The organism is Thalassolituus sp. (assembly GCF_984348125.1).
In genome coordinates, this window is record NZ_CFHJLR010000032.1 from 1 (window position 1) to 20,905 (window position 20,905).

Consider the following 20,905-nt stretch of genomic DNA (forward strand, 5'->3'; position numbering starts at 1 on the left):
TGTTGGTGAAGAGTTTATCTCTTCTTGAGGTGTCCGGGGTATTCAACCAGAACACAGCAATTGCAAGCTGAAATCAGGACTTTAAATCAAACACTTTCTGTTAAGCAGGGTGATATCACGCAGCTGAACAAAGACAACGGAAGATTGGCAGCTGAGCTTGGCGCCACACAGAAAACGGTTGCAAAGCTGGAAGCCGAGCAGCGCAAACTAATAACAAATTTGGAGTCGAAATCAGCAGAAGTCGAGTCACTCAAAACCCAACTATCCGAGCTCGAAAAACAATCAGAGTAACTCGATAAGCTTAAAAGGCTGAATGAAGAGCTGCTCGCCTGGAAAGCCCAGGCGTCTGTATCGATTGGCAAGCTGGAAACGGAAATCTCAATTAAGACAGAAATGATGAATCGTTTACTGGAAGAAAGAAGTAAAACCCCGGAAGCCAGTGGATGACCTGCTGCTCTCAGGCTCAGTAGGGTATTTGCTCTTATCGCTGGCCACCTCAGGCGCTTCGCAGACCCTATTGCTGTTTTCCGACAGAGAGGGCTCATACCCGGTCGGCTGCGCAATTTTAGCCCAAAGAGCGGTGCAAATCGATAGCAGAAGTCAGCGTTATATCGAATTACGCATACCATGCGTAATTGCGCGTAATTTCCAAAAAATCGAGTGGCGCCAGGGGTTTGCATTCGAAGTGGCTAAATTTGGGAGTTTTACCGGCCACCTAAAAACTTGTCTCGGATATTTTCAATAAAAACAGTAGGTTAGGCCAGCTTTGGTGAATTTTTCCAGGATGACGGCCGACCCTCTCTCTGGGACAAATTGGTGAAGCGGTTGCCTCAAGTCTCGCAGAGGCTGGATACATCGAAACCCCAAGGAAACAGCTATTTGTAGAGCGAATAAAGCACGCAGATGGAACCTACTTTGTTGGAATGTTAGGTGGTACCTTTTATGAATCGTCTATGTTTTCTGATGCTTTAGCTGAGGTCGTCAGCCCAATTGATTCACCAAGGTACTTGATCAGACGAAAGGGTAGTTATGGCCGCTCTGACTTTCATGCAGTACCGCTGAAGCTGGCCTTGAATAAAAGTAATGCTGAGGCCTTTCATCGAAACTGGGAGCGGTATGTCGGGCCGGCAGAGTTAATCTATACCCGAAACGCAGAGGGACGAAATGTCCTGGCGAAATCACGCCTTAAAGCGTTTTCATCGGCGTTTGCGCGGGAGGTTCGCCGGGAGGATCAGTGGCTTTGACTGCTGACTCTGTTTAAAAGCCGGGCTCCAATTTGAACTCCATGCGCTCCCCCGTTGCTGGGTGACCAAAATCCAGCTCTTTCGCGTGCAAGCAAAGTCTTGGTTCTGACTCCGCAGCATCGCCTGCGTAAAGCGTATCGCCAACAATCGGGTGTCCGATCTGCTGCATATGCAGGCGTAACTGATGCGAACGACCGGTCTTCGGAAACAGCGCGACGCGGGTATTACCGTTCTCCACAGAGAGTTTTTGCCAGCGTGTCAGTGCATAACGGCCGTCCGTGTGGCTGATCATCTGGCGTGGACGATTTGGCCAGTCGACGATGATGGGTAGGTTGATGCACCCCTGATTGCCGGATACTTCTCCCATCACGACCGCTTCGTAGACTTTGCGCGTGGTCTGGGCTTCAAACTGGCGCTGGACGGTATTCAGCGCTTCTTTGTCGCGGGCAAACACCAGAATGCCAGAGGTGTCCTGATCCAGCCGGTGAATCACCAGAATCTCGCCATAGCGTTCCTCGAGTCGACTGACGCAGGAGTCCTTCAGGTACCGCCCCGGCACGCTTAGCAGGCCGGCAGGCTTGTTGACGACGATGATGTCGTCGTCGATATAGAGCGGCGGGATCAGGCCGTCGTTCGGTATGTGGCGGGTATCCCGCCGTGAGGTGTGCCGACCCTCAGTCATGATGTTGGCGTCACCTGTTCGGCAGCGATCACTGCGTTCTGGTCAGGAGCATCCGGCAGGTTACGGATCAACATGGCGCGCTCCATAGGCAGGTGCTCAAGGCCGTCAGCAGGAATGGTTACGATAAAACCGGAGCCGGGCGCATCGTCTCGCGGATTGCCACCCGTGTCACGGATGTCGTTGAGGGTGTAGGTCACATTGCCCGCAGTGGTCATGAGTTCGACGGTATCGCCATTCTGGAAGCGGTTTTTTACTTCAATGGTTAAACGACCGTCGCGCACATCAGTGACCTGGCCAACGAACTGCTGATGCACGGAGGCTGAGTTGCCGCGTTCGTAGTTCTGATACTCGTCATGCACATGACGGCGGAAGAAGCCCTCGGTGTAGCCGCGATTCGACATGTTCTCCAGTGTATCCATCAGTCCTTTGTCGAAGCTTCTGCCTGCCACAGCGTCATCAATCGCTTTGCGATACGCCTGTGCGGTGCGTGCCACGTAGTAATGAGATTTGGTGCGGCCTTCGATCTTCAGCGAATGTACACCGAGCTCCACCAACTTCTGAATATGCTGGATGGCGCGTAAGTCCTTGGAATTCATGATGTAGGTGCCGTGCTCGTCTTCGAACGCCGGCATATATTCATTCGGGCGGTTGCCTTCCTGAAGCAGGAAGATCTTATCCGAGGTCGCGCCGCGCCCGAGAGTTGGATCGAATTCGTTCACGCCCTTCGGGACAACGTCACCTTGGGCGGTTTCTTCCGCTTCGTGGGCGTCGTATTTCCAGCGGCAGGCGTTGGTGCAGGTGCCCTGATTCGGGTCACGGTGGTTCATATAGCCGGAGAGCAGGCAGCGGCCTGAATAAGCAATGCAGAGTGCGCCGTGAACAAAGACTTCGATTTCCATCTCCGGGCACTTTTCGCGGATTTCGGCGATCTCTTCAATCGACAGTTCGCGCGAGAGGATGATCCGACTGACGCCCTGACGACGCCAGAACTCGACGCTGGCCCAGTTGACGACGTTCGCCTGAACGGAGAGGTGAATGACCTGATCCGGCCACTTATCTTTGACCATCATAATCAGGCCGGGGTCTGACATGATCAGCGCATCCGGCTTCATTTCAATGACGGGTTCAATGTCGCGCATATAGGTCGCGATCTTAGAGTTGTGCGGGGCGATGTTGCTGGCGACGTAGAACTGCTTGCCCAGATTGTGGGCGTACTCAATGCCTGTGGCGAGGTTTTCCATGTTGAAGTCGTTATTACGCACGCGAAGGCTGTATCTTGGCTGGCCGGCGTATACAGCGTCAGCACCGTAGGCAAACGCGTATTTCATGTTGTTCAGCGTACCAGCGGGCGATAGCAGTTCTGGGGTAAAGGTCATGGTGTAGCCTCCGCGCAAATTCGAGCGCGGAGACTAGCATAATTTAGTATTTCTGGCAGCTGCGACGGATCAGGAGGACAACCCGAAAGGCGAGGTGTCAACGTCTGCGAGCGAGCGCAGAATGGCACCAGAGATAGGCCTTTGCTTTACATTGCTCAGGGCTGATGTCCATTCGCTGTCCAGCTCCTTCCAATAGTCGGCCAGTCCTTCACCGTCGCCGCCGAGAGCTTCAAGCTCCTGATGGAGATCGTTAATGTTGCCTCGTATGAGTGAGGTGTCATCCGAATCTTCATCAAACAGAGCCGCAAACGCTGTGTGGGTCGCAGAAAACACCAAAGCAGAGATGCGTCCATTGAGGGAGTCAGTGTTCTCGAAGGTGGCTTCCCAGTCAGAAAATGCGTTGTAGAAGCGTTCAAGGTTCGACTCTGACTTCAACTCACCGCTGATGAAAGCCCTGAGTTTTGATATTGCTTTTTTCCAGTGATCAAAGTTTGAAGCAGTCTCGCTTTCTTCAAGAGTCAGATGTGGAATGCAGCTGTCGATAAGCGCGAGACACCAGGCACTGCGGGCAATCGGACTGAGGTGTGTATCGGATGGCACTGATTGAGCTCCGTGATTATTGGTAGGAGGTTATTGTACAGAAAAAGTAGCAATGAGAGCTTGATCACAAGGTTATGGTGAAGCATGTATGACAGTTCTCGTTTTACAAAGTGGCGTGCCATGTAGTATTGACTTTGCATAAATCTCAGCGTTGTCTATTGTCTATTATGTGTACAGTTAAGCGGCAAGGCCTATGAATACTGAGCTTACACTGGTAGATGTTTCTGGCACACACCTATCAGTCGATATTAATCAGCTCACCCCGATGGGATTTGAGAGTGTGATCAGTCAGCGTGAACTCGCTGAGTTGAGGGATGAGAGTGGCCGGTTCCGGGAATTCGAAATGCAGTTGCGCGCGTCTAATGATGAACAGAATACCTACCTGGAAAGTCTTGGCGTCTGTCGTGTGCATTCAGTCAGGCGCATCTGTGCGGATAAGTCGGTATTGTGTCTGCGTTTTGAAGCTTCTCCATGCGATATCTACAACCGTCTGGCTGGCGCAGGCGTTGGTAATATCAATATTCACCCCGTCCGCGAGCCATGCGAGATTCCAGAAATTCTAAGGCGTGCCTGATGTTATTTCGAATAATCGGGCATCCCCGTGATTTCGCAGAAGGGTCTCCTGATCCTCTGTGACCGTTAGTGTAAGAGCAACCCCGGTTTCCGAATATTGCTCTTCCTCAACGGCGGCTCCGACTTCTATCGCTATATAGCGGGCCTGAGCTTCATTTTTGAAATCGCAGCGTATACATAGCGTCTTGACGGGGCGCCACTCCACCCAATTTTCTTTGCCAAAGCTCATGATCGCGTCCGACGCAGAACTGCCGTACGCGCGCTGAAGGCCGCCCATGCCCAGTTTAATACCACCGAAGTACCGGGTAATCAGAATTGCACAGTTGATTACGTTGTGGTGCTGCATCACTTTCAATATGGGTGGGCCACTGGTGCCGCCGGGCTCTCCATCATCACTGAACCCTTCGACTACCTGACCTTCCGGGTTTATGGCGCGAAAGCCATAACAGACATGATTAGCTTTGGGGTGGGCCTCCTTGAGGGCCTGCTGCCGTATCTTGGTAATCTCTGGGTCTGTGATCGGAAGTATTTCAGCGATAAATCGACTGTTTTTGACGTCTGTTTCGCAGCTGTGGCCGTTCAGTGGGAATACAAGCATTAGCGAACGCAGCGATAAATGTTGAAGCGTTTGTCGTCAGAAATAAGCGCTACGTCTTTAAATAGTCGCTTCAGTACTTTTGTGTACGGCAGGTGGCGGTTTGCAACGACAAGAAGCTCTCCGCCTTGGCGTAACTGATGGAAGCTCTCATGAAACATACTCTCTGCGATGGAGGTCAGCTGCTTGTGGCCATCGTGAAATGGTGGGTTACAGATAACTGTATCCAGGGTTTCATCAACCGACGACAGGATGTTGCCCTGACGTATATCACCATTAAGGGAGTTGGCTTTGAGGTTCGCCCTGGCTGAAAGGGTTGCCAGCAGAGAATCGTCGGTACCTATGATGGTTGCTTCCGGATTGTTGTTGGCAAGATGTACAGAGAGTATGCCATTGCCACACCCCAGATCGCAGATAATCCCGGTCTGGTTGGAAGGTAAGTGCTTCAGCATTGCACGTGCCCCAGGGTCTGGGCGATCACCGCAGAAGACCCCGGCCGGTGCTGACAGGGAAAAGCCGTTGATTTCATAGCTGCGGGTGGATGGTAGCAGGTCTCTGAATCCGGCTAACCCTCGTATTTTTATCAGTCTGGCCTTGCGCACTACTGGCAGCTGTTCGTAGTAGCCAGCATGCTCCTCAAGCCAGTTTAATAGTGGTATTGGGATGTGCTTCGCCATTCCGGCAAGAAGAACCGTGGCATCAGGAGACACCCTCGACAGGTAGTGCAGTTGTTCTGCCAGCTGCTCTTTCTGCTTAGGAATACGGATCAGGACCGTTGAGTTTTCACCGTCAGATTTGACATGAGCGAAGGCATCAGACAGGTCAGGGTGGCTTAGAAACTCTGCTTCCGACAGTCCGTTTTCGCTCCGGTTCTGTTGTGTCGCTACTTGGGCGCAGAAACTGTCATGCCATAACTGAGCGTCTGGGAATGCGCAGGACAGGGCGCCGTAGCGATCATTCAATATGAGGCTGACCGGCTGGGTAGCCTCATTGATCAGGAATTCATCAGCAGCATCCCAGGGCATGCTGACGTTAGCAGGTACATCGGGGTAGCACCGAAGGTTCAGGTCGGCTTTAGGCCAGTGGGGCATCAGTACAGGTCTTCGTCGCGCTTGTTGTTGTCCAGCAGACTAAGCAGATCTGGATCTCTTTCTTTGGTTTCTTCTTCGCGCTTGTTTTCGCGGTCTTTTTGAGAATCCACACGCTGCTTGCCTTCTTTTTTGCGTGCTGCTTCCTGGTCGGCTTTCAGTTGCTTTTTGGCTTCTGGATTCGAATCCAGAAATTTCTCAAAAACAGATTTGTTCTTTTTACTGGTGCGCTTACCGCTTTGACGATCGGTGCCAGCCTCTCGCTTCAGCTTTTTGATGCTTCCGGTTTTCACCTGATGGATGCGCGATAGCGAGCGGGTTTTCTTTTTACGGGTCATGGTGGCTGCTTCAGTAAAAGTGAGCGGGCATTTTACCTGACTCACATGCTGTTTTCATCGGGTGTATACTCCGGGGCATGTATATCTCACTACTTATCCAGACTCTTTCCATTACTGTGCCCGTCGTACTGCTTGTCGTACTCGGGGTTTACCTCCGGCATAAACAGCATATCGATGATGCTTTCGTAGCTACCTCGTCGCGACTTGTGTTTAATGTGTCTTTGCCGGTGCTGATGTTTCTGGCGATTGTGACCGCTGATATGGCGGTTTCTCAGCATCTGCCGCTGGTGTGGTTTTCTTTGGGTGCCTCGCTCGCTGCATTTGCGTTTGTTTTTGCTGTGTCTAGGGTGCTTCGCGTTTCGCCTCGACGCCACGGAGCATTTGTTCAGGGGGCTTTTCGGTCGAACCTCGGGATTGTCGGCCTCGCACTCTGTCTGAATGCATACCCGGAAGAGGGTGCGATACTGGGCGCACTTGTATTAGCGGTGGTTACGCCAGTCTACAATCTTCTCTCTGTCTGGGTGCTTGCCTCCGGGGATAAGAATATTTCCTGGGGGCAGCAACTGATAACAACGGCTCGAAATCCTTTGATTATTGCCATTGCGCTGGCAGGCGTCGTGCGAGGCTTTGGCCAGGAACTGCCTCAGGTGCTTCTCCAGACCGGCGATATTCTGGCTGGTTTAACCCTTCCTTTGGCCCTTATTGGTATTGGTGCATCACTGACAATGAATCGAGCATTGGTTGCCAACTCAGTAGTCTGGTCGGCCGTTGCTCTCAAGCTGGTTGTATTGCCTGTATTAATTATTGTTTCCGCAGTTTATATCGGGATAACTGGGGCGGCGTTGGGGGTTATTGCTCTTATGTTTGCCTCTCCTACGGCAGCAGCAGCGTTTGTTATGGCTAAGAGTATGAATGCTGATAGCCGCCTGACGGCGGATGTGATAGCTCTATCCACGCTCGGTTCAGGCGTGACGGTGACGACGATTATCTATGTTCTGAATCTGTCTGGGCTGTTATAGTTGTCAGCTTAACAGAACCCTATCTTGCGTACGGAAATGCCGAGCAAAGAATATCTCCTAGTCTACGTCTCCAGTCTGCCAGATGATGTTGCAGCGCGATTCGAGGTCGATCGACAAGTCGCCCTGGCTGGCGCTGTGGGCGCAGGACTTGTCTGGGATGCACGTTACGCTCAGTATGACTGGGAATTGGTAAAAAAGCAGATTGCGCAGGCGGATGCTTTTCTTTTGCTGTTGGGCGAAAACTACGGCCCAACGACGCCCACCGGCATTAGTTTTCAGCATCGTGAGCTGGTTTATGCGCAGTCGTTGCACAAGCCTGTTTACTACCTTATGCAGACGGGTATGGATGGCAGTGGCACCAGTGACGTGAGGTTGCAAGAATTACGTCAGCAAGTGCGGAGCCAGGTGTCAGGTAAAATCTGGCATTTGCTGGATGAGTTAAGCGTCCATGTGAAAACCCTCCTGAAGAACTGGGAGCGCGATGTCAAAGCGCTCGCGCGCATCGCCGACGACAGTGATCGTATCAGGATGGCAGAACGCTCGTTTCCAACGAAAGTTGCGCCACTCGGCACGCCACCACGGAAAGACATTGAGTTGATTGCTCAGGCTAACGTGTATCGCGGAGGGAATCTTGCTCACCAGCTGGTTAAGCTACCTATGAAGACAGACAGAATCTGGAGAAGCGTTCTGCCGCTGTTGCGTCTCGGTGCCAGTGAAGATCGTCTCAGAACGCATATGGAACAGGTTTTGACTGCTGAGGTTAAGGCGAGATTGCTGTCGGATAACCCCGGAAGTCATGCAGTGGATGGTGTTCGTATCGAGCGGAATCAATTCAGAAGAGTTTTGGATGGTTGGTCATCAGAAGGGTATGTCGAGCATGTGAGGCAGGGAGCGCGCACGATCTGGTCGCTCCCGTCATAATGAGCGATTCAGCTACCTAGCAGACTCGACCGCTGTTCCCACTCGCTCTTCATGCTGTCGCATACTGTGTTGCATACATCGAAAATGAAAGGCGCAGCAATACTGAAAAATGCCATATTGCCTTCCTGGCGACGTTTCACGAGGCCGTGAGTGCGCAGAGTCGACAGGTGTTTGGAGACATTAGGCTGGGATGCGCCGGTGTTCTCTACCAGCTCAGTGACAGACTTTTCGCCGCTCTGTAGTTGGTGAAGTATTTTCAGCCGCATTGGGTCAGACAGGAGTCTGAATCTCTGTGCAATCAGCTCAAGCATTTCGTCTGACATAGATTCTGCATTGTTCGACATGGTGTCCGGTACTCGATGTATCGTTTCAAAAGCAATTCTCAGTCTCATTATATCGTATGGTTTGCATCTGAAATATAACCGTTAAGTTATTTTGTCATTCTATTTCGTAATTCTTCCCATGCTTTTGGGTATAAGACGGAAAAGCAACTCTCCATCGTGGTGGAAGTTACAGTCACTCTGTATACTTCGTGCAATTATGAAAAAGGCTTTTGTTTCAATGAATAAGAACCTCCAGACTGTCTTAGTAATCCTGTTGAGTGTTGTCTTCATGGCTTCCTGCTCTGAACCTCAGCCAGAGCTACGCCGTATTTCTGGGTTTACTATGGGTTCGCAGTATCACATCAGTTGGTTTGGTGGCGAGGCGACACCGACAGAGGTACACGAGCAGGTTGAGGACAGGCTCGCCCACTTGATTTCAGTCTTCTCTACGTATGAAAAGAACTCTGAACTGTCGCGCCTGAATTCCAATTCTGAGACGCTGGCGGGAAAGCCCGTGCAAGTAAGCCCGGAATTAATGTCGGTGCTTCAGGACGCCAGCTACATCAACCGATACAGTATGGGGCGTCTTGATGTAACCGTAGGGCCTTTGGTGAATCTGTGGGGGTTCGGGCCAGAAGAGCGAGAGGGCGTACCAAGCCAGGCAGAGGTAGATCAGCTTCTTGAGATGACAGGTATGAATAAGCTTGCTCTCGATAAGGAGAAAAACGAGATTCTGATGGACGTGCCGCTGTACATCGATCTGTCTGCGGTTGCTAAAGGTTGGGCTGTTGATGACATAGGTCTACTCCTGGAAGCCATGGAGATAAGCGACTATCTTGTTGAAATCGGTGGAGAGGTCCGTATCCGAGGTGCCAAACCCTCGGGTGACTGGCGTATCGCAATTGAGCGGCCCGTAATGGAAGTCGGTCATTCAGCCCAGAAAATCATCGCACCCGGAAATCACGCGGTCGCTACATCGGGAGATTACCGGAACTATTTTGAAGAAAATGGTCAACGGTATTCACACACAATTGATCCACTGACGGGTTATCCGATTCGTCACGCTTTGGCGTCGGTCAGTGTGATTCTTCCAACCTGTTCTCTGGCAGACGCCTGGGCTACAGCACTCAACGTGGCCGGGCCTGAGGCTGCCATGGCGCTGGCGGAAGCGAATGACCTGCCGGCTTATTTTATTATTCGTGATGGCGATGGTTTCAAAGAAGCCTCTTCATCAGCATTTGAGCGGATGTTTGGCTCTGCGGGCCACTGATCAGCCATATCATTCTGGAGTTTGATTATGTCGACAATTCTTGTTGCCTTCGGTGTTATGCTCACCATTGTTGCTGCTATGGCTATTGGTGTGATTATGGGGCGTAAACCTATATCAGGTTCGTGCGGCGGCATGAGCGCTATCGGCATGGAACAGGCCTGTGATGTCTGTGGTGGCGATAAGTCGCGTTGCGAAAAAGAGAGCAAAGAGGCAGCCAAGGCATCCGATGGTGCCGATTTTTATGATGCAACTAAGCGCTAATCCAGCAGTTCATTGATTATTGCCTACAATAGACATAACTGATTGCTATAACGGAGTTTCAGATTCATGGCGGAATACCATTACGACGTCGTCATTATAGGTGCAGGCCCTGCGGGTGAAGGGGCTGCGATGAATGCAGCCAAAAAGGGCAAGAAAGTCGCTGTCGTAGAAGACAAGAAAATGGTTGGTGGTAACTGTACCCACTGGGGGACGATTCCATCCAAAGCCCTCCGTCATGCGGTTAAGCAGATCATTCAGTTCAATACCAACCCAATGTTCCGGGAAATCGGGGAGCCGCGCTGGTTCTCTTTCCCTCAGGTCCTGAAAAGCGCTGAGAAGGTCATTGCCAAGCAGGTGAAATTGCGGACTGAGTTTTATGGCCGCAATCGCGTCAGCGTTTATACAGGCAAGGCTCAGTTCGTTGATGAGCACACGCTGGACGTTATGGCCGGTGCTCAGGCCAATACCCGTCTGACTGCCGATGAATTTGTCATCGCGACAGGTTCAAGCCCCTGGCGTCCGAAGGGGATCGATTTCGATCATCCACGTATTTATGACTCAGACACCATTCTCAGCCTTGAGCACACGCCACGTACCATTATTATTTACGGTGCAGGTGTGATTGGTTGTGAGTACGCGTCAATATTCTCGGGCCTTGGGGTTAAAGTTGACCTGATCCACCCGGGTGATCGCCTGCTCAACTTCCTTGATGATGAAATTTCTGATGCGCTTAGCTATCACTTGCGTGACAAGGGCGCTCTGATTCGTCACAGCGAACAGTTCTCTTCCGTTGAAGCTAATGAGCGTCACGTAACTATGACCATGGTTTCGGGTAAAAAAGTGAAGGCGGATGCTTTCCTTTGGGCCGCAGGACGCTCGGGTAACACCGACGGCCTTGGACTGGAGAACGTAGGGCTTGAAACAAACAGTCGTGGTCAGGTCGATGTCGATGGCGAATACCGTACCGCGGTGCCTCATGTGTACGCCATTGGCGATGTGATCGGCTGGCCAGCTCTTGCTTCTGCAGCCTATGACCAGGGCCGCGCGGCGGCTGCAATCATCTCATCTCCCGACGAGTTCCGTTTTGTTGACGAAGTACCTACAGGTATTTATACGATTCCTGAGATTTCGTCGGTCGGTAAAAACGAGCGTCAGTTGACTGAAGAGAAGATCCCGTACGAGGTCGGGCAGGCTTTTTTCAAGAACATCGCACGTGCACAGATTACTGGCGAAGGCGTGGGTATGCTCAAGATACTGTTTCATCGTCAGACGCTGGAGCTCTTAGGTATTCATTGCTTTGGTGACCAGGCAGCTGAGATTGTGCACATCGGCCAGGCCATTATGAATCAGAAGGGTGAGGGGAATACTCTTCGTTACTTCGTCAATACGACATTCAACTACCCGACAATGGCAGAAGCTTACCGGGTTGCAGCGCTCAATGGCCTGAACAGGCTCTGATGCGACAAGGCTGGCTCTGCTGTAGCAGAGTCAGCTTACTCTTTCGTACCGGTACTTATTCCTTGTGCTGTTTGTTCCTTGTGGTACTTATTCGTAAGTGTGAACTCTCAAGCTGGGCAGAATCGGAGCCTCGCTAATCAGATTATCTTCTCTACTTTTCCTACTACGCCCCTCGGGCGGTGTTAGCGGAACATCTTTTATGTTGGGCAATTCACCATGCGGATTGTCTGTGGCAACAAAGATGGGGAGCGGACAGTTAAGTGATTTTCGCCCGCTCTGAAATACAACGTTGGCTCTGACTGTCGGTGCAAGTGTCTGGACCTGGGCAAGTTTTGAGCTTGGGGGGAGATTGCCAAGTATTTTTAGCTGAGCTTGTACATGTGCTTTCTCTTCACCTATATCCAGCAAAGCCTGCTCGGCTTCTTTGACTGAAATGCGCTTGATACTCCGGCCATGGGCATACCAGGTAAAACGGCAGCTCACCGGATACTCATCAAGGAGAGGAAGGGTTCTTGTGCATTGTTTCAGGTGAATGCGGCGAAGTCCGCTTGCGTTGCCAATGAGATTCCGAAACGACGAGCCGCGCGCATCAAGTGCACTGAGAGCGCTCTTCAGATTCGCTTCAGAGGTGCCCCGGAGTGTTCTCGATACCCGTGCAAAAGCCTCTTTGCAGTCATTTACCTCTTTGATCAGCAACTGGGTTTCCGGGCTTGCGAGAATAAGCCCGTGACGGCTACGCGTTGTTCTTCCGTCCTGCTCATGAGACATATACCAGAGATCAGCGAGATGGTCGTTTGCCCAATGGATTGGGTCGGGGTTTATCGCCTGTTCGGTATCACTCAGAGGGTAGAAGTGGTGTGGACGTTCTGTATTGAGGTGCCCGGTTAAATCAGAGAGGCGCGCTTTGAGGTCGTCAAAGCACGACTTCAGTTCAGTGATCACGTGCGGTTATCTTTGCCTTGATAAAATCGGAATGAGAAATATACAAAAGATCGGCAATTCTGCGAATCATGTGCTCCTCGTATTTATCCAGATCGTTGTCGGCGTAGGCGATTCTCCATAGCGAGACCAGAAGTTCCATCTTTTGCTCCACTTCCCACTGATCATGAATCGCAGATGTGAAACGCTGCAAATCATTTGAGACGTCGACCGTATCAAAAGCCTCTGAAAGTAACGTTTCGACGTCCCGTTCGGGAATCAGGCTCTTAAGAGCGGCTCGCATCGCGTCTTTCTCTGTGTCGTCCACATCATGATCAGCACGAATGATTTCTGTCATTAGCACCGCGGCAGCAATAGCTGAGTCTTCGGGCTCAGGTACGTACTGCTCACCGGTGAGTTTTTCGAAAAACTTGCGAATCATAGGAGCTCTGTCAGTTGTTGCTCTAGTAATTGCTGGTCTGCAGCAAAGCGACGAATACCGTCAGCCAATTTTTCGGTAGCCATGGCGTCTTCATTCATGGCCCAGCGGAAGGTTGCCTCGTCGACCTTAACCTCCTCGTCTGCACTGGTCAGCTGAGGCTCTAGACGGCGTACCAATGGGGTAGCATCTGCTGCCAGCTCTGCTAACAGGTCAGGGCTGATTGTAAGCTTGTCACAGCCCGCCAGAGCTTCGATTTCGCCGGTGTTACGGAAGCTGGCCCCCATAACTACGGTCTTATGCCCGTAGGTTTTGTAATAGCGATAGATTCTGGCGACCGACTGAACGCCTGGATCATTGTCGCCGGAAAAGTCAGCATCGGGGAGCTTAGATTTGTGCCAGTCGAGAATGCGGCCAACAAAGGGTGAAATCAGCGTTGCACCCGCCTCAGCACAAGCAATTGCCTGATGAAAATTAAACAGCAGGGTGAGGTTGCAGGTAATGCCTTCCGCTTCAAGTTTGCGCGCTGCCTGAATACCCTCCCAGGTAGAGGCTATTTTGATCAGAACGCGCTCGCGCGGAACGCCCTCTGCCTCGTACATAGAAATAAGCTTCTTTGCCTTGGCAATGGTTGCTTCTGTATCGAAAGAGAGGCGAGCGTCGACCTCGGTCGAGATCAGGCCGGGAATAATACCGAGAATTTCTTTGCCGATCGCAACGGCCAGATAGTCGCAGGCGTTAGCAATCATAGAATCATTGTTGTCTGCGGCTGAGGCCCACTGCGCCGCCTTTTCGAGGAGTGGGCGGTATGCTGGTATTGCTGCAGCTTTCAGAATGAGCGACGGGTTCGTGGTGGCGTCTTCCGGCTTGTGGGTTTTTATTGCCTCGATGTCACCTGTATCGGCGACCACTACCGTCATTCCGCGTAGTGCTTCCAGTTTGCTCATTTCTATATTCCAGGCTGGTAATGTGAATGTGTCTGACTTATCTTAGAGTGTAGGAACTCAAGGTTAAGGTCAATTGACAACAACGTTGAGAAAGGTAAAAGACGATACAAAACAGGTAATTGGAGTTAGTTATGAAAGTAATTACTGCGCTCGTGATGTTGTTTACTTCGGCGCTTGTTTTCGCTTCCGAACCGGTATGGTTGGATGTCAGAAGTGAAGGGGAGTTCAATTCAGGGCACCTGGATGCTGCGACCAATGTTCCTCATGGTGAGATTACCGCTAGGATTTCTGCCCTTGTTGAAGATAAGGATACACCTATCTATCTTTACTGTCGGTCGGGTAATCGCGCTGGTATTGCTCAGAAAGCGTTAGAGGCTGAAGGGTACACCAACATCACGAATGTTGGCGGCCTGAGTGATGCCAGGGAGAAATATGCAGCGATGGCTGAGTAATTCAGTCAATCAGCTGCAGCGCTTCCTCTAAAACTTGAGTGCCGGACTCCCGAAGGTGAGCCCGTTCGCTCAGGTAGCGACGAAATAATCTCGCGCCCCGTTGACCATTAAAGAGGCCCAGAATGTGTCGGCTGACATAATGAAGCGGGGCTCCTTTAGCTAAAAGAGACTCTATATAGGGGTAGAGTGCTCGCACAGCATCCTTTGCTGACTCTGTGTTGGCGGGCTTGCCAAAGTAAAGCTCGTCTGCATCAATCAGCACTGACGGATTCTGGTAGGCCTCACGCCCCACCATAACACCATCGACGTGCGGCATGATTTCGGCGATCTGCTTGTGAGTCTTAATCCCACCGTTGATGATGATCTCAAGATCTGGAAATTCCTGCTTCAGCCGGTATACATCATCGTAGCGCAGAGGAGGTACTTCCCGGTTTTCTTTTGGAGAAAGCCCCTGAAGGATGGCTTTTCGTGCATGCACGATAAAGGTTTTGCATCCGGTTTCAGCAACGGTGGCGACAAAATCACGCATGTGCTCGTAGCTATCCTGATCATCAATGCCGATCCGGTGCTTAATGGTCACATCAATACTGGTACTGTCCTGCATAGCCTTAATACAGTCAGCGACCAGCTGCGGGTGAGCCATCAGACATGCGCCTATCATGTTGTTCTGAACGCGATCGCTCGGGCAACCCACGTTAAGATTGACCTCATCGTAACCCCATTCCTCAGCGTACCTGGAACAGGTGGCGAGCTCTGAAGGATTGCTGCCGCCTAGCTGGAGCGCGATCGGGTGTTCAATATCGTTGTATTCGAGGAAACGGTCACGATTACCATGGATCAGTGCACCAGTCGTCACCATCTCCGTGTAGAGCAGTGTGTCTTTGGTCAGCTGTCGCCAGAAATAGCGGCAATGTTTATCAGACCAGTCCATCATGGGGGCAGTGCAGAAACGGCGATTAATACTCATCAGGAGTGGTCCGATTCAGTCAGGAGGTCGCGACATATTTCTGAGTAACGACGACGGCTGAAAAGCAGCTGCCAACGGCGCCCTCCGACCTGGCGCCACAGAATTGCAGCACGAATACCAGATAAGAGAATGGCTCGAACCTTGTCGGCTGTACCCGCATTCTGCAGGTACGTTGGGTTGCCTGTTACCCGAATCCGGAAACTCAGCTGACTGAGTGTCTGTTTGTACAGATCAGCGAGTGCCGCAATGGTATTAGGGTGCGCATTCGAAAAATGCTCAGCCTGACGGGACGCCTGCTGAATGCCTTGCCCGAGGGCGTCCAGCATCCCGGGAGCCTTGCTTAGCTTCCTCTCGAGGTGGAGTAGGCTCAATGCGTAGCGGGTGACATCAGGGCTGACTTGACCCGCATCCCGGTCACTGACGGTCAGCAATGTCTCCAACCCTCGCCCAAGACTTTCGGCAGGGTCGCCATAAATACTGTCGAAGTTGTCCGGATTCTGAACAAAAAGACTATCGATCATAGGCTGCGTGGCTTCGCTGGGGACGTCGCCGGTGCGGGCGAGTTCCTCTACGAGTGACGCAGCCTGAAATACGGCAGAAAGGGCGATTGCTTGTTGTTTTTGTTGTGTCGTCATCAGTTGTTTCCCGTTGCCTCGATTATGCCTCCGCCCAGACACAGGTCCTCAAGATAAAACACGACCGACTGACCGGGGGTGACGGCGCGCTGTGGTTTGTCGAACGTTACCCTGAAGCCTTTGTCATTTGCTTCAATGACGCAGTCCTGATCGTCCTGGCGGTATCTCACTTTTGCCTTGCAGCGCAATGGTGTCTCCGGAGCGGCATTCACCCAGAACACCTCAGTTGTCGTCAACCAGTCGGTAAGCAGCAGAGGGTGGTTTTTCCCTTGCACGGCAATCAATACGTTGCGCTCAAGATCCTTGCCAGCAACAAACCAGGGGGCGTCCGGGTGATTCTTCAGACCGCCAATACCAAGCCCCTGACGCTGGCCAAGAGTGTGGTACATCAGGCCGCTGTGCTGACCAATGTCTTCACCTTCTGGTGTTTCTATGCGGCCAGGCTGTGCAGGAAGGTACTGCTTAAGGAAGTCTTTAAAACGACGTTCGCCAATGAAGCAAATGCCAGTCGAGTCTTTCTTGGTGGCCGTTACCAGGTTGTTCTCTTCGGCTATTCTGCGAACTTCAGGCTTTTCCAGCTCACCAACAGGGAAGAGTGTCATAGCGATCTCTTTTCCGCCGACGGCATGCAGGAAGTAGCTCTGGTCCTTGTTGCCATCGAGCCCCTTCAATAAGACCGTATCGTCGCCACGCTGCCCCCGACGCACATAATGTCCGGTCGCAATAAGGTCAGCGCCCAGTACTTTTGCGTACTCAAGAAAGGCTTTGAATTTGATCTCGCGATTGCACAGGATATCCGGATTCGGCGTGCGGCCTGCCTTGTATTCATGGAGGAAGTGTTCGAATACGTTATCCCAGTACTCTGCAGCAAAGTTAGCTTGATGAAGCTTTATACCAAGCGTGTCGCAGACCTGTTGGGCGTCTGCAAGATCTTCTTTTGCCGTGCAGTATTCCGTCCCATCATCTTCGTCCCAGTTCTTCATGAACAGGCCTTCCACCTGGTAGCCTTGTTCAATCAGCAGGTAGGCAGATACGGAAGAATCAACACCGCCAGACATGCCGACGATGACTTTGGTATTGGAGATGTCTGTCATTCAGGGATGCTCAACAATCAGGTCTAACGGATAATGTTTACGCGAGAGGTAGTCTTCAGCGCAGGTCAGTACCATGGGGCTACGCAGATTGGTGGCGCCCCTCAGTTCTTCAATAGACATCCATGATGGGCCGATAATTCCTTCATCCAGCTCTGCGCCTGGTACTTCCCGGATAGCTTCAGCAATAAGACAATACCGATGGTAAGTAACACCGTTAGCGGGCGCTGTGTAGGTGTAAAACCCGAGCAGGGCTGTAGGTTTCACTTCCCACCCGGTTTCTTCAAGGGTCTCACGCACGGCTGCATCAATAACAGCTTCATCTTTCTCGATGTGTCCGGCTGGCTGATTGATGACGCGCGCTCCATTGCTCATTTCCTCCACCATGAGAAAGTCGTCCCCGCGGGTGACGATAGTGGCTACGGTAGCGTGCGGTGTCCAGCGTTCGGCAGTCATGAGGCCTCCGGTAAAATCAAGCTGCGAAGTTTACCTGAAATGCTCGCATGAGGCATCTTTGGCGGCTGCTCGAATGGCTACCGCGCTGGAGGTTCAGCGTTTGCGTTGAGTGCTGTTGCGTCGAGTCGGCTTGCTGCTATGTTTCGTTGGCTTCCGGCGAGATCCGGAGTTCTTTGGCATGTGAACCTCGACGGACGTGAACTCTCCGGGCTTGCCTATGTCACTGAGTGACCAGGGGCCGACAGATGCCCGGATCAAACGAAGAGTGGGGTGGCCAATATGGGCTGTCATGCGTCTGACCTGCCGGTTACGCCCCTCTGAAATTTCGATTTGTAGCCAGGTGGTGACGTCGTTTTCCCTGTAGCGAATCGGAGGGTTTCGCTCCCAAACGTTGGGTGGCTCAATAATGGCAACTTTGGCAGGGCGGGTTGGGCCGTCCTTGAGGGTGACCCCACTCCGAAGCGCATCAATTTCGCTATCATCAGGACGTCCTTCAACCTGCACCCAATAGGTTTTTGTCATCTTATGCTGAGGGTCAGCTATCCTTGCCTGTAGAGGTCCGGAGTCGGTAAGCAGAACCAGGCCTTCGGAGTCATAGTCGAGCCGCCCGGCTGGATATACCCCGGGTGTGGTTACGAAGTCGGCCAGAGTGGGTCGTCCTTCTTTGTCAGTGAACTGGCAAAGAACGTTGAATGGTTTGTTAAGAAGTATCAGGCGAGCCATGGTTTTGTAAGAAAATTACTTATTCTTTTGTCTAGCTTGCATTTTTTGTAGAAAAACTACAAATTAGCGGCACTTAAGAAGCTACTCAGCATCGGTTTAGATGCAATCTGGCATCACCAGCTTGCAGCCATACCGGATCGGAGTCCTTCACTTACCACAAGTTAGTGAAGCCGGTTCATGCGACACAGCAATAGCGTAACGCAACAGGAGACACAATGTCCGCGAACGAATCCAGGATTATTTATACTGAAACCGATGAGGCGCCAGCATTGGCAACTCACTCACTTCTGCCGATTATTCAGGCGTTTTCCCGCTCTGCCGGCGTCGATGTTGAGACACGTGATATTTCTCTGGCGGGCCGTATTCTGGCCAACTTCCCGGAATTCCTCCAAAAAGAACAACGTATTCCTGATGCGCTTGCAGAGCTGGGCACCCTTGCAGGGCAGCCAGAAGCCAATATTATCAAGCTGCCGAATATCAGTGCATCTCTGCCACAGCTACGCGAAGCAATTAAAGAGCTGCGCAGTATGGGCTTTGATGTTCCGCTTTATCCGTCCAATCCGGCAACGGACGAAGACCGTGACGTACAAGCTCGTTACGACCGTATTAAAGGCAGTGCCGTAAACCCGGTTCTGCGTGAGGGTAACTCTGACCGTCGCGCACCTGCGTCAGTAAAAGAGTATGCACGCAGCTATCCTCATTCAATGGGGGAGTGGTCGTCTGATTCCCTGAGCTCTGTAGCGCATATGGAAGAAGGTGACTTCTACGGTAGCGAAAAATCGCTCACACTGTCGAATGCTGACGTTGTTGATATTGAGTTCGTTGATGCTGAAGGCAACGTAACGCCACTCAAAGAAGGTCTGAAGCTGCTTGATGGTGAAGTTATTGATGCATCTGTCATGCGTGCTGCCTCTCTTCGGGCTTTCCTCGACAAGACAATCCAGGAAGCAAAAGAGAAGGGCGTGCTGTTCTCAGTTCACCTGAAAGCAACCATGATGAAAGTTTCAGACCCAATCATCTTTGGTCACGTGGTGTCAGTCTTCTTTGCCCCTGTTTTTGAAAAATATTCAGAAACCTTTGAGCGTCTGGGCGTTGATGTTAATAACGGCCTCGGCGACGTCTATGCGAAAATAGCGAAGCTGCCCGATGCAGAGCGTGAAGCTATCGAAGCGGATATCGCAGCTTGTTACGAAAACCGCCCGCATCTGGCGATGGTCAACTCAGATAAAGGCATCACCAACCTTCATGTGCCAAATGACGTTATCGTAGACGCTTCCATGCCTGCGATGATCCGCTCGTCTGGCAAAATGTGGGGTTCAGACGGCGACCTGCATGACACAATAGCAGTGATTCCGGATCGTTGTTACGCTGGTGTTTATCAGGAAACAATCGACTTCTGTAAAGAGCATGGCGCTTTCGACCCGCGCACCATGGGTACTGTACCGAACGTAGGTCTGATGGCTCAGAAGGCAGAAGAGTACGGTTCGCACAACAAAACCTTTGAGATTCCTGCTGACGGCAAAGTGCGTGTAATTACCGAATCAGGCGAACAGTTAATTGAGCACGATGTTGCCAAGGGTGACATCTGGCGCATGTGCCAGGCTAAGGATGCTCCGATTCGTGACTGGGTAAACCTTGCTGTTAATCGCGCTCGTGCGACTTCCACTCCAGCCGTATTCTGGCTTGACAAGAAACGCTCTCACGATGCTGAGTTGATCAAGAAGGTCGAAACATATCTTTCAGAAGCAGATACTGACGGGCTGGAAATCAGCATTATGGCGCCGGAAGCAGCTACTCGATTCACGCTGGCTCGCATGAAAGACGGCAAAGACACGATATCAGTTACTGGTAACGTACTTCGTGACTACCTGACTGACCTGTTTCCAATTCTGGAATTGGGCACTAGCGCTAAGATGCTCTCAATTGTCCCTCTGATGAGCGGCGGCGGTCTGTTTGAAACAGGGGCTGGCGGCTCTGCACCAAAGCATGTTCAGCAGCTGCTTGAAGAAAACTTCCTGCGCTGGGATTCTCTGGGCGAGTTTATGGCGCTTTCTGCGTCACTGGAGCACCTCGCAGAGAAGACTGGCAATGCTAAGGCTGCAGTACTTGGCAAAACATTGGATGTCGCGACAGGGCGAATTCTGCAGGAGCAGAAATCTCCAGGGCGCGAGTTGGGTAATCTGGACAACCGTGGCAGCCATTTCTACCTCGCGAAGTTCTGGGCGGAGGCTCTGGTCGCTCAGACTGATGACGCCGAGCTGTCTGAGCACTTTAAGCCGCTGGCAAACGCTCTCAGTGACAATGAATCTCAGATTCTGGAAGAACTGAAATCTGTACAGGGTTCATCGGTTGATATCGGTGGGTACTACTGGCCGAATCCTGAGAAGGCCACGGAAGTGATGCGTCCGAGCAATACTCTTAATTCTCTGATTGATCAGCAGTAATGCTGGGTTAAAAGAAAAAACCGCCTTCCGGCCACTGCTGTCCCACAGTTTTGGGACAGCAAATGAAAAAGCCTGACTCCGAGTG

General features: G+C 51.6%; 24 protein-coding genes. 9 read left to right on the forward strand and 15 right to left on the reverse strand.

Going from position 1 to position 20,905, the window contains the following annotated elements:
* The first annotated feature begins 60 nt into the window (after positions 1 to 60).
* Positions 61 to 291, forward strand: coding sequence for a hypothetical protein (locus AC5E51_RS15670; RefSeq protein WP_301378789.1), 231 nt, complete (start codon positions 61 to 63; stop codon positions 289 to 291).
* Positions 292 to 1,257: 966 nt separating this feature from the next.
* Here the strand turns inward: AC5E51_RS15670 and AC5E51_RS15675 are convergent.
* From AC5E51_RS15675 to AC5E51_RS15685, 3 genes are all read right to left on the reverse strand, one after another.
* Positions 1,258 to 1,926, reverse strand: a complete 669-nt coding sequence (locus tag AC5E51_RS15675; RefSeq protein ID WP_491778805.1) for an RluA family pseudouridine synthase — start codon at positions 1,924 to 1,926, stop codon at positions 1,258 to 1,260.
* Positions 1,923 to 3,302, reverse strand: a complete 1,380-nt coding sequence (trhP, locus tag AC5E51_RS15680; protein ID WP_491778806.1) for a prephenate-dependent tRNA uridine(34) hydroxylase TrhP — start codon at positions 3,300 to 3,302, stop codon at positions 1,923 to 1,925. The genes AC5E51_RS15675 and trhP overlap by 4 nt, the downstream gene beginning before the upstream one ends.
* Positions 3,303 to 3,371: 69 nt before the next feature.
* Positions 3,372 to 3,902, reverse strand: coding sequence for a hypothetical protein (locus tag AC5E51_RS15685; protein WP_068441064.1), 531 nt, complete (start codon positions 3,900 to 3,902; stop codon positions 3,372 to 3,374).
* 193 nt (positions 3,903 to 4,095) lie between these two features.
* On the opposite strand from AC5E51_RS15685, the gene AC5E51_RS15690 reads away from it, so the two are divergent.
* The gene (locus AC5E51_RS15690) at positions 4,096 to 4,476 is read left to right on the forward strand and encodes a hypothetical protein (protein WP_297532695.1); all 381 of its coding nucleotides are present in this window, start codon (positions 4,096 to 4,098) and stop codon (positions 4,474 to 4,476) included.
* Here AC5E51_RS15690 and AC5E51_RS15695 read toward each other — a convergent pair.
* The 3 genes from AC5E51_RS15695 to AC5E51_RS15705 are packed head-to-tail and all read right to left on the reverse strand — an operon-like array spanning position 4,462 to position 6,496.
* Positions 4,462 to 5,073, reverse strand: coding sequence for an IMPACT family protein (locus AC5E51_RS15695; protein WP_297532697.1), 612 nt, complete (start codon positions 5,071 to 5,073; stop codon positions 4,462 to 4,464). The two genes, AC5E51_RS15690 and AC5E51_RS15695, sit on opposite strands and share 15 nt — an antisense overlap.
* The gene (locus tag AC5E51_RS15700) at positions 5,073 to 6,161 is read right to left on the reverse strand and encodes a class I SAM-dependent methyltransferase (RefSeq protein ID WP_297532699.1); all 1,089 of its coding nucleotides are present in this window, start codon (positions 6,159 to 6,161) and stop codon (positions 5,073 to 5,075) included. Before AC5E51_RS15700 ends, AC5E51_RS15695 begins: the two co-directional genes overlap by 1 nt.
* A complete protein-coding gene (locus AC5E51_RS15705; RefSeq protein ID WP_491778807.1) occupies positions 6,161 to 6,496 on the reverse strand; it encodes a hypothetical protein in 336 nt (111 codons plus the stop codon). The genes AC5E51_RS15700 and AC5E51_RS15705 overlap by 1 nt, the downstream gene beginning before the upstream one ends.
* Before the next feature lie 77 nt (positions 6,497 to 6,573).
* Between AC5E51_RS15705 and AC5E51_RS15710 the strand changes: the two genes are divergently transcribed.
* Together AC5E51_RS15710 and AC5E51_RS15715 are read left to right on the forward strand one after the other, a co-directional pair.
* Positions 6,574 to 7,515 (forward strand): AEC family transporter, encoded by a 942-nt coding sequence (locus AC5E51_RS15710; protein ID WP_297532703.1) that lies wholly within the window; start codon positions 6,574 to 6,576, stop codon positions 7,513 to 7,515.
* Positions 7,516 to 7,551: 36 nt separating this feature from the next.
* Positions 7,552 to 8,436, forward strand: coding sequence for a DUF4062 domain-containing protein (locus tag AC5E51_RS15715; protein ID WP_297532705.1), 885 nt, complete (start codon positions 7,552 to 7,554; stop codon positions 8,434 to 8,436).
* Between the two features lie 8 nt (positions 8,437 to 8,444).
* Here the strand turns inward: AC5E51_RS15715 and AC5E51_RS15720 are convergent, their stop codons facing one another.
* On the reverse strand, positions 8,445 to 8,780 hold the full coding sequence (locus AC5E51_RS15720) for an ArsR/SmtB family transcription factor (protein ID WP_084189078.1): 336 nt from the start codon (positions 8,778 to 8,780) through the stop codon (positions 8,445 to 8,447).
* Positions 8,781 to 8,997: 217 nt separating this feature from the next.
* Here AC5E51_RS15720 and AC5E51_RS15725 point away from each other — a divergent pair, with 217 nt between their 5' ends.
* The 3 genes from AC5E51_RS15725 (at position 8,998) to sthA (ending at position 11,748) form a co-directional block, all read left to right on the forward strand.
* On the forward strand, positions 8,998 to 10,029 hold the full coding sequence (locus tag AC5E51_RS15725; RefSeq protein ID WP_297532709.1) for an FAD:protein FMN transferase: 1,032 nt from the start codon (positions 8,998 to 9,000) through the stop codon (positions 10,027 to 10,029).
* Between the two features lie 27 nt (positions 10,030 to 10,056).
* Positions 10,057 to 10,290 carry a (Na+)-NQR maturation NqrM gene (gene nqrM, locus AC5E51_RS15730; protein ID WP_068435307.1) on the forward strand — a complete coding sequence of 78 codons (234 nt, stop codon included), beginning with the start codon at positions 10,057 to 10,059 and terminating at the stop codon, positions 10,288 to 10,290.
* A gap of 66 nt (positions 10,291 to 10,356) precedes the next feature.
* The gene (sthA, locus tag AC5E51_RS15735; protein ID WP_297532712.1) at positions 10,357 to 11,748 is read left to right on the forward strand and encodes a Si-specific NAD(P)(+) transhydrogenase; all 1,392 of its coding nucleotides are present in this window, start codon (positions 10,357 to 10,359) and stop codon (positions 11,746 to 11,748) included.
* 87 nt (positions 11,749 to 11,835) lie between these two features.
* Here the strand turns inward: sthA and AC5E51_RS15740 are convergent, their stop codons facing one another.
* The 3 genes from AC5E51_RS15740 to tal are packed head-to-tail and all read right to left on the reverse strand — an operon-like array spanning position 11,836 to position 14,052.
* A complete protein-coding gene (locus tag AC5E51_RS15740) occupies positions 11,836 to 12,690 on the reverse strand; it encodes a DNA replication terminus site-binding protein (RefSeq protein WP_297532714.1) in 855 nt (284 codons plus the stop codon).
* Positions 12,680 to 13,108 (reverse strand): tellurite resistance TerB family protein, encoded by a 429-nt coding sequence (locus tag AC5E51_RS15745; protein ID WP_297532716.1) that lies wholly within the window; start codon positions 13,106 to 13,108, stop codon positions 12,680 to 12,682. Before AC5E51_RS15745 ends, AC5E51_RS15740 begins: the two co-directional genes overlap by 11 nt.
* Positions 13,105 to 14,052, reverse strand: a complete 948-nt coding sequence (gene tal / locus AC5E51_RS15750; protein ID WP_488074040.1) for a transaldolase — start codon at positions 14,050 to 14,052, stop codon at positions 13,105 to 13,107. The genes AC5E51_RS15745 and tal overlap by 4 nt, the downstream gene beginning before the upstream one ends.
* Positions 14,053 to 14,183: 131 nt before the next feature.
* Here tal and AC5E51_RS15755 point away from each other — a divergent pair, with 131 nt between their 5' ends.
* The gene (locus AC5E51_RS15755; RefSeq protein WP_297532720.1) at positions 14,184 to 14,504 is read left to right on the forward strand and encodes a rhodanese-like domain-containing protein; all 321 of its coding nucleotides are present in this window, start codon (positions 14,184 to 14,186) and stop codon (positions 14,502 to 14,504) included.
* Position 14,505: 1 nt separating this feature from the next.
* Here AC5E51_RS15755 and dusA read toward each other — a convergent pair whose 3' ends face one another.
* The 5 genes from dusA to AC5E51_RS15780 form a co-directional block, all read right to left on the reverse strand.
* Positions 14,506 to 15,471, reverse strand: a complete 966-nt coding sequence (gene dusA / locus AC5E51_RS15760) for a tRNA dihydrouridine(20/20a) synthase DusA (protein WP_491778808.1) — start codon at positions 15,469 to 15,471, stop codon at positions 14,506 to 14,508.
* Complete coding sequence (gene hflD, locus AC5E51_RS15765; RefSeq protein WP_068440144.1) at positions 15,471 to 16,106, reverse strand: high frequency lysogenization protein HflD; 636 nt, start codon at positions 16,104 to 16,106, stop codon at positions 15,471 to 15,473. Before hflD ends, dusA begins: the two co-directional genes overlap by 1 nt.
* Complete coding sequence (gene mnmA / locus AC5E51_RS15770) at positions 16,106 to 17,200, reverse strand: tRNA 2-thiouridine(34) synthase MnmA (RefSeq protein WP_491778809.1); 1,095 nt, start codon at positions 17,198 to 17,200, stop codon at positions 16,106 to 16,108. The genes hflD and mnmA overlap by 1 nt, the downstream gene beginning before the upstream one ends.
* Positions 17,201 to 17,653, reverse strand: coding sequence for an NUDIX hydrolase (locus AC5E51_RS15775; RefSeq protein ID WP_297533526.1), 453 nt, complete (start codon positions 17,651 to 17,653; stop codon positions 17,201 to 17,203).
* 93 nt (positions 17,654 to 17,746) lie between these two features.
* Entirely contained in the window at positions 17,747 to 18,376 is a 630-nt protein-coding gene (locus tag AC5E51_RS15780; RefSeq protein ID WP_297533527.1) for a pseudouridine synthase, read from the reverse strand.
* Between the two features lie 215 nt (positions 18,377 to 18,591).
* Between AC5E51_RS15780 and AC5E51_RS15785 the strand changes: the two genes are divergently transcribed.
* Complete coding sequence (locus tag AC5E51_RS15785; protein ID WP_491778810.1) at positions 18,592 to 20,820, forward strand: NADP-dependent isocitrate dehydrogenase; 2,229 nt, start codon at positions 18,592 to 18,594, stop codon at positions 20,818 to 20,820.
* The last annotated feature ends 85 nt before the right edge of the window (positions 20,821 to 20,905 follow it).